Below are 12,217 nucleotides of genomic sequence, written 5' to 3' on the forward strand. Positions count from 1 at the left end.
CCGGCGGTGGATCGCGGCGGCGCCCCGCTCAGGCGCCGCGCGAATGCGGTTCGCCGGCCGGATCGGCCTCGTCGGCCGCGGCGGGCCGCCGGCCGGCCAGCTTCGCGAACAGCGCCCGGAAGCTGCGCGGTTCGCCGTTGGCGTCGCCGACCGCCTGGGTCAGGCGGTCGAGCACGATGGCGATGAGCACGATCCCGATCCCGCCGAGCGCCGCCAGCCCGACGTCCAGCCGGCCGATGCCCTGGAACACGATCAGGCCCAGGCCCTCGGCGCCGATCAGGGCGGCGATCACCACCATCGACAGCGACAGCATCAGGGTCTGGTTCAGCCCGGCCAGGATGGCGCGCAGCGCCAGCGGGATCTGGATCTCGAACAGGATCTGCCGCGGGGTCGCGCCGAAGGCGTGCCCGGCCTCCACCAGATCACCCGAGACCTGGCGGATGCCCAGGTTGGTCAGCCGGATGATCGGCGGCATCGAGAAGATGATGGTGGCGATCACCCCCGGCACCATGCCGACGCCGAACAGCATCACCACCGGCACCAGGTACACGAAGGCGGGGGTGGTCTGCATGATGTCGAGCACCGGGCGGATGCCGGCGGCGAACCGGTCGCTGCGGCCGGCCCAGATGCCGAGCGGCACCCCGACCAGGGCGCAGAACAGCACGGCGGTCAGCACCATGGAGAGCGTCGTCATGCTCTCCTCCCAGATCCCGACCAGATCCAGGAACACCAGCGCGACGCCCGTGAAGACCGCCACGTTGCGGCCGGCGACGCGCCAGGCGACGGCGCAGCCGGCCACCAGGAACACCAGGAACGGGATCGCCAGCAGGGCGACCTCGAAGCCGCCGAGAATCTGGTTCACCGGCCACTGCAGCGCCTGGAACACCGGGCGCAGCAGCGGCACCATCTGGTCCTTCACCAGCCACTCGATCCAGTCGTCGAGCGGCAGGGTCAGCAGGTCGGACGGGCGGGGTAGCGGATCGGCCATGACGGTCACCCCGCCGCGGCCGGCCGGTCGGCCGCCGCCCCGGCGTCTGGCGGCCCGGCCCCCGGCACCCGGCACAGTTCGGCGAACACGTCCTGCGGATGCAGGGCACCGACGCAGCGCCCGGCCTCGTCGACCACCGGCACCGGCAGGCCCTCGCCGCAGGCGGCATAGGCCTCGGCGATCGGCGCGCCCGCGGCGACCGGTTCGGCCGCCGCGCGGTGCTTCGGCACCGGCTCGCGCATCAGTGTCGCCACGGTCACGACCCGGCCGCGATCGACGTCCTGGGTGAACGCCGCGACATAGGGGTCGCCGGGCGCGCGCACGATGTCCTCGGGCGTCGCCACCTGGACGAACCGGCCCTCCTTCATGATGGCGATCCGGTCGCCGAGATGCAGGGCCTCGTGCAGATCATGGGTGATGAAGACGACGGTCTTCCGGAATCGGCGCTGCAGCTGCAGCATCTCGTCCTGCATGTCGCGGCGGATCAGCGGGTCGAGCGCCGAGAACGGCTCGTCCATCAGCAGGATCTCGGTCCGCGAGGCGAGCGCGCGGGCCAGCCCGACGCGCTGCTTCATGCCGCCTGACAGCGCGCTCGGCCGGTAGTCGGCCCAGCGCGCCAGGCCGACCACGTCCAGCGCCTCGTCGGCGGCGGCGCGGCGCGCCTCGGCGGCGCTGCCGCGGATCTTGAGGCCGAACTCGACGTTCTGGCGCACGGACTTGTGGGGCAGCAGGGCGAAGTGCTGGAACACCATGCCGATCCTGGTGCGCCGCAATTCCCGCAGGGCGCCGGCATCGAGCGCCGTCACGTCCTCCCCGTCGATCAGCACCCGGCCGGCGGTCGGCTCGATCAGGCGGTTCAGACAGCGGATCAGGGTCGACTTCCCGGATCCGGACAGGCCCATCACCACGAAGAACGCCCCCTCCGGCACATCGAAGGAAACGTCGTCGACGGCCACGACCTGACCAGTCGCGGCCTGGACCTCGTCCCGATCGTGTCCGGATTCACGCATTTCCAGCGCCGGTTCCGGCCGATCGCCAAATATCTTTACGAGTCCATCGACCTGAATTCTCGGAGTAATCTGATTCTGGTCTGCTCTACTCGACAAAATTAGGACCGTTCTCCGTTCTCAGTACCCGGCGCCATCACGCGCATTGCCGCAAACGCCTCTTGACCACCTAATCTCCATTTCCCGCACGTCAACCGGTTTCTCGGCGATCCGGCTCGAAGGGTCGGTCAGGTCGGTGCGGCCAGGAAGACCAGCAGCACGTAGCGCAGGCCGGCGGTCACCGGCACCGCCTCGTGCATCAGCGAGCACGAGAACACCAGGCCGCCGCCGGCCGGTGCGCGCCAGCGATCGTCGGAGTATTCCGGGAACACCAGCCCGCCGCCCTCGTAGTCGTCGTTCAGCTCGATGCTGACGGCGATCCGGCGGCGCTCCGTGCTCGGCAGGTTGTTGTCGCGATGGGCCGAGAAGAAGTCGCCGCGCTCGGCCTGGTAGCTGGCGACGTAGAACGCCTCGGTCTGCAGCCGGTCGATCCACCAGGCCTTCCAGAGCTCCGGCATCAGCCGCTGGGCGATCGCCGTGTGGATCTCCGCGTAGAGCGGCCCGCCGCGGTCGAGGGTCAGGTCGCGCCGGCGCTTGCGGTCCGGCATCTCGACGATGGTCGGGTTGCCCTGGGCATCGACGATGGCCACCGTGCCCTCGCGGTTGTCCGCCTTGAACGCCGCGATCAGCCGGTCGCGCAGATCCTGGTCCAGGAGGTTCGGCAGCAGCATGACCGGCGCGGTCGCCCGCCGCTCCCCGGCGGCCGGCCGGCTCAGGCCGTCGAGCGCCGCCCGGATCCGCACCAGGCCCGGTTCGTCGAGCCGCTCGCGCGCCACCAGGCGCTGGTCGGCATCCGCCAGCAGGACTTCCGGCGGGGCGCCGACGACCGACGCCGGGCCGGGGAACAGGGCGGCGCGGATCTTACCCTCCGGATCCAGCAGTCCGCGCAGGCCGGGAGTGACGGTCGCCGTTCCCGGTGCCTTGCCGATCGCCAGCACCGTCGCCCGACCGTCGACCGCCGATACCACCCGGGCGACCTCGGCCGACGGGCCGCGCGACACCATGACCGTCGGCCCCCTGACCACGTCGCGGTGATACTCGAAGCGTCGGCCGGCCATGTCTTCGGCGATGAAGTTCGGCAGCCGTCTGCCCCAGTTCGGCGGTGTCATTGCCATCGTTCTCAACTCCTCCGGGGGAACCCTAGCGCCGGACGGCCGCGAGGCCAAACTCTCGGCCTTCCCGACCGTGCCGGCCGTTGAGCCGCCGACCCTCTCCCTGTATGTTCCGCCGCCGATCCCGGGACGATGCCGGCCGCCACGGAGTCCGCCGCGATGAGCACGCGTTACTTCTTCTTCGGGACCCTCATGGACCTGGACGTGCTGAATCTGGTGCTCGAGCGGCCGGCCGCCCCCGGCGCGCTGGCCCCGGCCCGGCTGCCCGGCTATCGCCGGATGCGGATCCTGCGCGACAGTTTCCCGATCCTGGTCGAGGACCCGTCGGCCGCGGTCGACGGGCTGGTGTTCACCACCGCGTCGGCCGAGGAGGACGCCCGGATCCTGTTCTTCGAGGACTACGACTACGACATGGCGCCCTGCCGGCCGGTGCTGCGGGACGGCCGCGTGCTGGAGGCGACGTTCTGCGGCGCCGAGGCGGGCGTGCAGGCGTCCGACGAGCCCTGGGACCTGGAGCGCTGGGCCGCCCGTCACAAGCCGGGATTCCTGGAGCTGTCGCGGATCTACATGGCGTGCTACGGACGAATGACCACGGACGAGGCGGAGTCGGTCTGGGTCGAGGCGCGCGAGCGCCTGCGCGCCGAGGGCGTGCTGCTGTCGACCCCGGACCTGGCGCCTGCAGCGGAGGGCTGAGACGTGAAGCTGGTTGCCGAACCGATCACCGAGGCGGCGTTCGCGCCGTTCGGCCAGATCCTGACCCTGCCGGGCGAGCCGGGCCGGGTCGACTACTCGGCCTTCGCCGAGAACCGGCGGCCGGGCAAGGCGGAGGTTTGCTTCCGGACCAGCCTGACCGCGCCGACTTCGCTGCCGCTGAAGACCACGGTGATGGAGCGGCACGCCTTCTCAAGCCAGGCGTTCCTGCCGGTCGACGTGGCGCGCTACGTGGTGATGGTCGCCCCGGACGGCGCCGAGGGCGGGCCGGACCTGGCCGGCGCCCGGCTGTTCCTGGTGGACGGCGGCACCGGCATCAACTACCGCGCCGGCGTCTGGCACCACCCGATGACCGTCCTGGACCGCGACGCGATCTTCGCGACCGTCATGTTCAACGACGGCGGCGACCGCGACGAGGACTGGACCGACCTGCCGGTCGAGGTCGAACTGGCGCTGGCCTGACTGTCCGGCAGGCCCGCTGCTGCAGCGCCCGAGCGCCCCTGCATGCCGCGAGCGCTTTCTCCCACCTGCTGCGCCGGGCAGCATTCGCTACCCGACCGGAGCTCTACCGCCTGCATCCCAGATGCCGAAGGCCAGGGCACTTGACGCCGCTGACTTGATACAATGCAATCTTTGATCGTCGGTATTGTCGGCGGAAGATACCGTCATTCTGGCAGGTACGGGACAGGCGTGGCTCGAACGATTTTGGGACGGAAGCTGACGTGACGATCGCAGCAATTGAGTCGCGGTGGATCGACGGGAGCGGCGGCCGAGGCGATCTGGAGAGGCTGGTAGGACGTCTGGGCAACGACATCCGCCAGTTTGCCCTGCATACACTCGGATGGATCCGCGTGCAGGAGGTCCTGGGGTATCTCGAGATCGAGTTCGACCCGCGCGCGACCCATCCGGCATCCATCGCGGCCCTGCTCAGCATGGTTCGCGGTTTCGAGCGCGCGTCGACGCTGTCGTTCGTCAAGGCAAGCGCATACACAGGTAGGTCTTGGGTCGCGTACACGTGCACAGGGCGCGAGATCGATGGCCTGGCGGAATGGATCTGGGCCGTAGCCGAGTTCGGCGGCGCCCCGATCGTGCCGTCGGCAATCACGGTCTCCGACTTGCCCGATCGAGCAATCGCGAACGAATCGGATCCGGATCTGCGCTACGTGCTCGGCACCTGGCGCATGACCGGCGGCAGGCTCGACCTCGGCGAGCCGAGCCCCTGGCCGATGAAGTCCTGGAGTGGTCCCCGCCCCTACGTGAACCTGAAGGTTCTGCGGCGCGATTGCGACGGCCAGATTGTGTTCGGCGCCTATCGGCCTGCGCTCACCTCGCTTTGGGAGACGGAGGTCTCCGACCGCTTCGTCGATGCTCGAGTCACGGAGAGCGTTCCGGATCGCGCCCTGGCGCAGTGCGTGGTTCGTTCCGCTTTGCGCACGCTGGCCGGGGGACAGCCCCTTGCCGAGCGCTTTGCCGGCCCGTGCCTGCGGTCGGACGGAAGCGTCGAGGAACTGGACTGGATGCGTATCAGCTTGCCGACTGCCTCCTCCGCGACCGGTGAGCTCGATTCGCTGATCGTGTTCTGCCGGATTCTGTCGCTCGAAGAGCGGAAGCAGATGATCGGTTGCGCCGCCAATCAGCAGCTTACACGACCGACATAGCGATCGCCCTCAGGCCGGGATGAAGCCGTCCGGGCCGACCGGCGGGCTGTAGATCACGATCAGCTCGGCGGTCTCGTCGCCGAGGATCTCGACATAGTGCGGCATCATCGGCGGGATCCGAACCACCGTGCCCGGGCCGACCTCCCGGGCGATCCCGTCGCCCAGCTCGACCCGGGCCCGGCCCTTCTGGAACAGGATGATCTGCCAGGCCTCGCGGTGCATGTGCCGGCTGGCGGTGCCGCCCGGCTCCAGCCGGCCCTGGATCACCTCGACGCCGGCACCGAGCCCCGCCTCGACCAGCCGCCGGTTGACCGTGCCGTCGTGCAGCGGCGGCGAGTAGGTGGCGATCGAATCGAGGTGCTGAATCAGGTCGGCGGCATCCATGTCTCGTCTCCGGCGGCGGGGTCGGCGGCCGGATCATCGCAGGCTTTCGGCATCTGCTCCAGGATCGGGCGGGGCAGGCCCTCGGCGTCGACCGCGATGTAGGTGTACTCGACCGCGGCCGCCCTCTCCGGCGCGCCGCCGTCCTGCGCGACCGCCCAGGCGGCGACCGTCAGCGTCAGCGAGGTGGATCCGTAGCGCATCTCCTCGACGTGCAGTCGCACCCTGTCACCCGGGGCGACCGCCTGCGTGACGGCGGCGCGCGAGGCCGCGACCGCCAGCACCGGGCCTGCCGCCAGCCGGGTCGCGACGGCCGATGCCGCCTTGTCCATCACCGACCGGATCCAGCCGGGACCGGCATCGTCGGGCACCGTCAGCGGACCGGAAACGGGCTCGCCTCGCGGCTCCGGCGGCACCGCCTCGGCGGCGGTCGAAGAGAAGGTCCTGGGCGACGGGCTCATCGGAGCCTCCACGGGGTTGGATCGAGCCTGTCTCGGGCACTCGTCTCCACCCTGGAAGGCTTGTTGATTGCCCTCTATGTTGCACTGCACCATCAAAAATTCAACACCCTCAGCCGCAGCGCCCCGCGGCCGGCGCGATCCGGATCAGCGCGCCCGCCGGCTCGTCGGTCAGCAGCCAGATCGCCCCGTCCGGCCCGATCCGGACGTCGCGCACCCGGCCGAACGCCCGCCGGAACAGCCGCTCCTCGCCGACCACATGGCCGTCGCGGACCGTCAGGTGCACCAGCATCTCGTCCTTCAGCGCCCCGACCAGCAGGTCGCCGCGCCAGGCCCCGAACAGCGGCCCGGCCACCACCGCCAGCCCCGACGGCGCGATCGACGGGTCCCAGTAATATGCCGGTTGCTCCAGCCCGGGGGCGCGGCTGCCCTCGCCGATCGGCCGGCCGGAGTAGTGCACGCCATAGGAGATCCGCGGCCAGCCGTAGTTGCGGCCGCGCTGCGGCAGGTTGATCTCGTCGCCGCCGCGGGCACCGTGCTCGACGATCCACAGCCGGTCGCCGGCCCGGTCCCAGGCCATGCCCTGCGGGTTGCGGTGGCCGTAGGACCAGATCTCGGGCGCCCCGCCGGAACCGGCGCCGACGAACGGGTTGCCGGGCGCCGGGCTGCCGTCGTCGCGCAGCCGCAGCACCGAACCGGCGTGATCGCCCGGATCCTGGGCGCGCTCGTCCTCGCCGCGGTCGCCGACCGTCACGAACAGGTTGCCGGCCGGGTCGAACGCCAGCCGCGACCCGAAATGCCGGGTGGTGCCGCTCGCCCGGTTGATCCGGAAGACCGTCTCGAGCCCGGCCAGCCGCGGCCGGCCGGGACCGCTCTCCAGCCGCCCCCGTGCCACCGCGGTACCGGCGCCGCCGTCATAGGCCGCCGAGTAGCTCAGGTAGACCAGAGCGTTGCGGGCGAAGTCGGGATGCAGGGCCACGTCCAGCAGGCCGCCCTGGCCGCGCGCCACCACCTCGGGGGTGCCTTCCACCACCGGCCCGATGCCACCGGCCGGATCGACCAGCCGCAATCGGCCCGGCCGCTCGGTCACCAGCGCCCGCCCGTCCGGCAGAAAGGCCAGGCCCCAGGGGTGCTCGAAGCCGCCGACCCGCGTCTCCGCGACCAGATCGCAGGCCGCGGCGGTCGCCCGGATCTCGGCCCGGCCGCCGACCGGTACCAGCGCCAATACCGCCGCCAGGCCTGCGACCATCCACCCGGTCGTCGTCCGCATCCGTCGCCTCCGTGCTCGCCATCTGCGTCACAGAATGACATGGCGCGCCGGCGCGCATGTCCAAGGGCCGGTCCGAGGGCCGGCGGCCCGCCGCTACCGGCGCACGGCCTGCTCCAGCGCCTCGAGGAAGCGCGACCGGTCCTGCTTGGTGTAGCCCGGGCCGCCGCCGCTGACCTCGCCCATCGCCCGCAGGTCGCTCATCAGGTCGCGCATGGCCAGCGCCATGCCGATGCCGTGCTCGGTGAACGGCTTGCCCTTGCTGTCCAGGACCCGGGCCCCGCGCTCCAGGCAGCGCGCCGCCAGCGGGATGTCGCCGGTGACCGCGACGTCGCCGGCGGCGATCCGCTCGGCGATCCAGTCGTCGGCGGCGTCGAGCCGGTCCGAGACCAGGACGTTGCGCACGTTCGGCCGGTCGGTGGTGCGGAAGCCGCGGTTGCTGACCAGGTGCACCACCAGCCCGTGCCGGTCGGCGACCCGCAGGATCTCGTCGCGCACCGGGCAGGCGTCGGCGTCGACGTAGATCTCCGGGCGGCGGGCGGCGTCGGTCGGGCTGCTATCGGTCACGCGGCGAACTCCGGATCTTGCGGGCGTAGTGTTCCTTCAGGGCCCCCGCCTTGTAGCGCTCGACGTTGCGGAACCGGGCGGCGAGACCGAAGCCGTCGATGCGCAGCACGACCACCGCGAGGTTCTCCAGTCTCAGCGAACCGTCGGGATCGTGCCAGTCGCGGATCACCACCGACAGGACCGCCCGCTGTCCCGGCGCCAGCCCGCCGGCATAGGGCGCGATCAGCACCCCGTCCTCCGACCAGTTGCGGATCGCGAAGTCGCGGCCGTCGATGCGGGCGTAGCTGTCGCCGTGCGGCCGCAGCCGGCGCTGGCGGCGGCGATCGGTCACGGGCGTGCGGGGGCGTGACAGGAAGGGAATGCGCATACCGCCAAGGTTAGCAGGAAATGTGCCAGCCTCGGGGCAGGACGGCGACCGGAACAGGGCCGGCTTGCCGCCGGCCCGGCCCGGCGCTACACCCCCGCCATGAAGGACGGAATAGAGACCCGCCTGTACGTCCGGACGCCGCTGTCCGAGGCGGATGCCGTTGAACTGGACAGCGCGCAGGCCCACTACCTGCGCAGCGTGCTGCGGCTCGGCCCCGGCGAAGGGGTGGCGCTGTTCAACGGCCGCGACGGCGAGTGGCTGGCCCGGATCGAGGCGATCGCGAAGAACCGGGCGACCCTGCGGGTCGAGCGCCGGACCCGCGAACAACGGCCCGAGCCCGACCTGTGGCTGGCCTTCGCGCCGATCAAGCGCGCCCGCATCGACTTCACCGCCCAGAAGGCGACCGAACTCGGCGCCTCGCTGCTGTGGCCGGTAATGACCCGGCGCACCATGGTCGACCGGGTGAACACCGACCGGCTGGCGGCCAACGCCGTGGAGGCCGCCGAGCAGTCGGAGCGCCTGACGGTCCCGGAAGTGCGCGAGCCGGTCGCCCTCGACCGGCTGATCGAAGCCTGGCCGAGCGACCGGCCGATGGTGCTGTGCGACGAGTCCGGGGCCGGCGGCAGCGTGCCCGGGATCGCCGAGGCGCTGGCCGCGGCCGGCCCGACGATCCGCGAGCGTGTCGGATTCGTGATCGGACCGGAAGGAGGCTTTGCTCAGGAGGAACTTGACCGCCTCCGGTCGCTGCCGTTTGTTACCGCCGTCGGTCTGGGGCCTCGGCTCCTGCGTGCCGATACCGCCGCCCTGGCGGCCATCGCCGTCTGGCAGGCGGTGGCCGGCGATTGGCGGACATCAACCCATTAAGAGGCACGCATGTCCCGTCCCCCTGAAGACCAAGGCGCGCCGATCACCGGCAAGGCGCAGCTCGTCGAGTGGTTCTCGTCGTCGGTCAAGCCGCGCGACAAGTGGCTGATCGGAACCGAGCACGAGAAATTCGCGTTCCGGCTCTCCGACCTAAAGCGCCTGCCCTATGAAGGCCCCGACGGCATCGGTGTGATCCTCGACAACCTTACCCGCTTCGGCTGGGAGCCGATCAAGGAGCACGGCAACACCATTGCGCTGACCCATGGCGGCTGCGCGATCACCCTGGAGCCGGGCGGGCAGTTCGAGCTGTCGGGCGCCCCGCTCGACAACCTGCACCAGACCTGCAACGAGGTTCACACCCATCTGGCGCAGGTCCGCGAGGTCTGCGACGAGCTCGGCGTCGGCATGCTCGGCATCGGGTTCGATCCGAAGTGGACCCGCGACGACATCGGCTGGATGCCGAAGGGCCGCTACGAGATCATGAAGCGCTACATGCCGCTGAAGGGCAATCTCGGCATCGACATGATGAAGCGGACCTGCACGGTGCAGGTCAATCTCGACTTCGAGTCGGAAGCCGACATGGTCGAGAAGTACCGGATCAGCCTGGCGCTGCAGCCGCTGGCGACCGCGCTGTTCGCCAACTCGCCGTTCTACGAGGGCAAGCCGTCGGGCTTCACAACCTTCCGCAGCCACGTGTGGACGGACACCGACCCGGACCGCTGCGGCATGCTGCCCTTCGTGTTCGAGGACGGCTTCGGGTTCGAGCGCTACGTCGACTACCTGCTCGACGTGCCGATGTACTTCGTCTACCGCGATAACCGGTACATCGATGTCGCCGGCAAGAGCTTCCGCGACTTCATCGCCGGCAAGCTGCCGGAGGCCGAAGGCCATACCGCGTCGATGGGCGACTGGTCGGACCACACCACCACGGTGTTCCAGGAAGTCCGGCTCAAGAAGTACATGGAGATGCGCGGCGCGGACGGCGGTCCCTGGAACCGTCTGTGCGCCCTGCCGGCCCTCTGGGTCGGGCTGCTGTACGACAAGGGCGTACAGGACCAGGCCTGGCAGCTGTGCCGCGACTGGACGGTCGAGGAGCACCAGATGCTGCGCGACGCGGTGCCGCGCGACGGCCTGAAGACCGAGTTCCGCGGCCGCAGCCTGGCGGCGTGGTCGCGCGACGTGCTGGGACTGGCCCGCGAGGGCCTGCGGCGGCGCGGTCGGCTGGACAGCTCCGGCAACGACGAGACCGGCTTCCTCGGCGTGCTCGACGCGATCGCCGAATCGGGGCGGACCCCGGCGGAGGAACTGCTCGCGGCCTACGACACGCGCTGGGGCGGCTCGGTGGACCCGGTGTTCGAGGAACTGCGGTACTGAGCCGGCGGGGCGGCGCTACTCGGCTTCGGGTACCGGTTCCGGGCGACGTAGCGGGCCACCGGCAAGGCCGCCGGCGAGAACGACGGTCGCGCCGATAGCGGCGATGCCGATACAGACCCACGACAGGCCGACCGCCGTCGCCGCCCAGCCGCCGGCGAGCGTCACCATCGTCATGCCGCCGAGCGATCCGGTGGTCATGGCCACGGACAGACTGGGGGCGTGCTCCTGCCGGCAGGCCGCCATGATCTCCCCGGTCAGGCGGACGAAGGCGATCTCGTAGACCAGCATGAACAGGAAATACAGGCCCATCGCCGGGGCCGGCGACGCCGGCAGCCAGGTAGCGAGCATCAGGCCGTATCCGAGGATCGCGATCAGCTCGACCCGGGTCGCCTCGTAGCGCCGTAGCCCGACACAGGCGGCCGCCAGAACCGCGCCGACGAATACCCCGCCGATGGACGCGGTCTGCAGCCAGGCCGGCCCGCTGGTCTCCAGCCCGAGGCGCTCGATCGGAAACACGGTACGGGCGATGGTGTGGTAGCCCTGCATGGTGGCGACGACCAGCAGGTAGAGCGCGAACCGGCGCGCCAGCGGCCGGTCGGCGTCGAGCGCGGTGCGGATGTCGCGCAGCTTCGGGCGGGTCGCCAGCGCCGACGGCTCCGGGGCCGCCGCCGCGCCGCCGTGCAGCATACCGTACAACAGCGCCGCGATCCCGGAGCACGCCGCCGCAACGAGGGCGATCGACCAGATCTCCAGGCGCCCGACCAGGACCGAGGCCAGTAGACCGGCGCTGGCCAGCCCGAGGATGTACGGCGTGGAGTTGAGCGACATCGCGCTCTTTAGTCGGTCGCCCGAGAAGCACGCCTTCAGCGCCACCATGCGGCCGGACTTGACGGTGACGTCGACGATGCCGCGCAGCACCAGCAACGGCAGCAGCAGCGCCAGTCCGTGCGGAACCAGCCATCCGATGCCGATCGCCAGCCCGATCCCGATCGTCTCGCAACCGACCAGCGCCGCCTTCGGCGACAGCACCCCGAAGATCCCGATCACCAGCGGCGCCAGGACGATCGGCGCCAACCACTGGGCGGCATAGATCAGCGAGGCGTCGAGCGCGGACTAGGTATCGAGATAGATCTGGGTGGCGATCGCCAGCAGCAGCGTGGACGATCCGACGCTGCTGAAGAACATCGCCAGCCACATCGCCGCGAAAGTCGGGTCGAGCAGGGTCGTCGCGACCCGGCGGACCGGTCCGCCGTCGAGATCGTTCGTCATTCGTCAGGCCCCCTTGCGACGCCGCGTCTTAGCGGCCGCCGGTCATTCGTACAAGGACAGGCCGCCGTACATGAACGGGCCGCTCGCCGTGCGCC

Annotated in this window: 15 protein-coding genes; 5 read left to right on the plus strand and 10 right to left on the minus strand. The window is 70.7% G+C overall.

The window, feature by feature from the left end:
* Positions 1-28 precede the first annotated feature (28 nt).
* The 3 genes from RIC31_RS05380 to RIC31_RS05390 form a co-directional block, all read right to left on the minus strand.
* Complete coding sequence (locus RIC31_RS05380) at positions 29-988, minus strand: ABC transporter permease (RefSeq protein WP_350103927.1); 960 nt, start codon at positions 986-988, stop codon at positions 29-31.
* 5 nt (positions 989-993) lie between these two features.
* A complete protein-coding gene (locus RIC31_RS05385) occupies positions 994-1,998 on the minus strand; it encodes a quaternary amine ABC transporter ATP-binding protein (protein ID WP_350103930.1) in 1,005 nt (334 codons plus the stop codon).
* A 224-nt stretch (positions 1,999-2,222) separates the two neighbouring features.
* On the minus strand, positions 2,223-3,209 hold the full coding sequence (locus RIC31_RS05390) for a 2OG-Fe(II) oxygenase family protein (protein ID WP_350103933.1): 987 nt from the start codon (positions 3,207-3,209) through the stop codon (positions 2,223-2,225).
* Positions 3,210-3,365: 156 nt separating this feature from the next.
* Between RIC31_RS05390 and RIC31_RS05395 the strand changes: the two genes are divergently transcribed.
* The 3 genes from RIC31_RS05395 to RIC31_RS05405 all read left to right on the plus strand — a co-directional run bounded on the left by RIC31_RS05395 (position 3,366) and on the right by RIC31_RS05405 (position 5,575).
* The gene (locus RIC31_RS05395; RefSeq protein WP_350103935.1) at positions 3,366-3,899 is read left to right on the plus strand and encodes a gamma-glutamylcyclotransferase family protein; all 534 of its coding nucleotides are present in this window, start codon (positions 3,366-3,368) and stop codon (positions 3,897-3,899) included.
* 3 nt (positions 3,900-3,902) lie between these two features.
* A complete protein-coding gene (locus RIC31_RS05400; protein ID WP_350103938.1) occupies positions 3,903-4,379 on the plus strand; it encodes an ureidoglycolate lyase in 477 nt (158 codons plus the stop codon).
* Positions 4,380-4,639: 260 nt separating this feature from the next.
* Entirely contained in the window at positions 4,640-5,575 is a 936-nt protein-coding gene (locus RIC31_RS05405; protein ID WP_350103941.1) for a hypothetical protein, read from the plus strand.
* A gap of 9 nt (positions 5,576-5,584) precedes the next feature.
* Here the strand turns inward: RIC31_RS05405 and RIC31_RS05410 are convergent, their stop codons facing one another.
* From RIC31_RS05410 to RIC31_RS05430, 5 genes are all read right to left on the minus strand, one after another.
* Positions 5,585-5,959: a cupin domain-containing protein gene (locus RIC31_RS05410; RefSeq protein ID WP_350103944.1), complete on the minus strand. Its 375-nt coding sequence runs from the start codon at positions 5,957-5,959 to the stop codon at positions 5,585-5,587.
* A complete protein-coding gene (locus RIC31_RS05415; protein WP_350103947.1) occupies positions 5,941-6,417 on the minus strand; it encodes a hotdog domain-containing protein in 477 nt (158 codons plus the stop codon). Before RIC31_RS05415 ends, RIC31_RS05410 begins: the two co-directional genes overlap by 19 nt.
* Positions 6,418-6,526: 109 nt before the next feature.
* Positions 6,527-7,684 carry a PQQ-dependent sugar dehydrogenase gene (locus RIC31_RS05420; RefSeq protein WP_350103949.1) on the minus strand — a complete coding sequence of 386 codons (1,158 nt, stop codon included), beginning with the start codon at positions 7,682-7,684 and terminating at the stop codon, positions 6,527-6,529.
* 93 nt (positions 7,685-7,777) lie between these two features.
* Positions 7,778-8,248 (minus strand): YaiI/YqxD family protein, encoded by a 471-nt coding sequence (locus RIC31_RS05425; RefSeq protein WP_350103951.1) that lies wholly within the window; start codon positions 8,246-8,248, stop codon positions 7,778-7,780.
* Positions 8,238-8,579, minus strand: a complete 342-nt coding sequence (locus RIC31_RS05430) for a hypothetical protein (RefSeq protein WP_350103953.1) — start codon at positions 8,577-8,579, stop codon at positions 8,238-8,240. The genes RIC31_RS05425 and RIC31_RS05430 overlap by 11 nt, the downstream gene beginning before the upstream one ends.
* Positions 8,580-8,714: 135 nt before the next feature.
* Here RIC31_RS05430 and RIC31_RS05435 point away from each other — a divergent pair, with 135 nt between their 5' ends.
* Positions 8,715-9,479 carry a 16S rRNA (uracil(1498)-N(3))-methyltransferase gene (locus tag RIC31_RS05435; RefSeq protein WP_350103955.1) on the plus strand — a complete coding sequence of 255 codons (765 nt, stop codon included), beginning with the start codon at positions 8,715-8,717 and terminating at the stop codon, positions 9,477-9,479.
* 9 nt (positions 9,480-9,488) lie between these two features.
* On the plus strand, positions 9,489-10,853 hold the full coding sequence (locus tag RIC31_RS05440; RefSeq protein ID WP_350103958.1) for a glutamate--cysteine ligase: 1,365 nt from the start codon (positions 9,489-9,491) through the stop codon (positions 10,851-10,853).
* Positions 10,854-10,868: 15 nt separating this feature from the next.
* Here RIC31_RS05440 and RIC31_RS05445 read toward each other — a convergent pair whose 3' ends face one another.
* Entirely contained in the window at positions 10,869-11,927 is a 1,059-nt protein-coding gene (locus tag RIC31_RS05445; RefSeq protein ID WP_350103960.1) for an MFS transporter, read from the minus strand.
* 39 nt (positions 11,928-11,966) lie between these two features.
* Entirely contained in the window at positions 11,967-12,122 is a 156-nt protein-coding gene (locus RIC31_RS05450; protein WP_350103963.1) for a hypothetical protein, read from the minus strand.
* Positions 12,123-12,217: the final 95 nt, after the last annotated feature.

This window comes from Thalassobaculum sp. (assembly GCF_040219615.1).
GTDB lineage: Bacteria > Pseudomonadota > Alphaproteobacteria > Thalassobaculales > Thalassobaculaceae > Thalassobaculum_A.

Bases quoted from the DNA above. Each gene is read 5' to 3' on its own strand.
- RIC31_RS05415 (WP_350103947.1), bottom strand. From the start codon at position 6,417: ATGAGCCCGTCGCCCAGGACCTTCTCTTCGACCGCCGCCGAGGCGGTG.
- RIC31_RS05450 (WP_350103963.1), bottom strand. From the start codon at position 12,122: ATGACGAACGATCTCGACGGCGGACCGGTCCGCCGGGTCGCGACGACC.
- RIC31_RS05380 (WP_350103927.1), bottom strand. From the start codon at position 988: ATGGCCGATCCGCTACCCCGCCCGTCCGACCTGCTGACCCTGCCGCTC.
- RIC31_RS05410 (WP_350103944.1), bottom strand. From the start codon at position 5,959: ATGGATGCCGCCGACCTGATTCAGCACCTCGATTCGATCGCCACCTAC.
- RIC31_RS05420 (WP_350103949.1), bottom strand. From the start codon at position 7,684: ATGCGGACGACGACCGGGTGGATGGTCGCAGGCCTGGCGGCGGTATTG.
- RIC31_RS05395 (WP_350103935.1), top strand. From the start codon at position 3,366: ATGAGCACGCGTTACTTCTTCTTCGGGACCCTCATGGACCTGGACGTG.
- RIC31_RS05390 (WP_350103933.1), bottom strand. From the start codon at position 3,209: ATGGCAATGACACCGCCGAACTGGGGCAGACGGCTGCCGAACTTCATC.
- RIC31_RS05440 (WP_350103958.1), top strand. From the start codon at position 9,489: ATGTCCCGTCCCCCTGAAGACCAAGGCGCGCCGATCACCGGCAAGGCG.
- RIC31_RS05385 (WP_350103930.1), bottom strand. From the start codon at position 1,998: ATGCGTGAATCCGGACACGATCGGGACGAGGTCCAGGCCGCGACTGGT.
- RIC31_RS05435 (WP_350103955.1), top strand. From the start codon at position 8,715: ATGAAGGACGGAATAGAGACCCGCCTGTACGTCCGGACGCCGCTGTCC.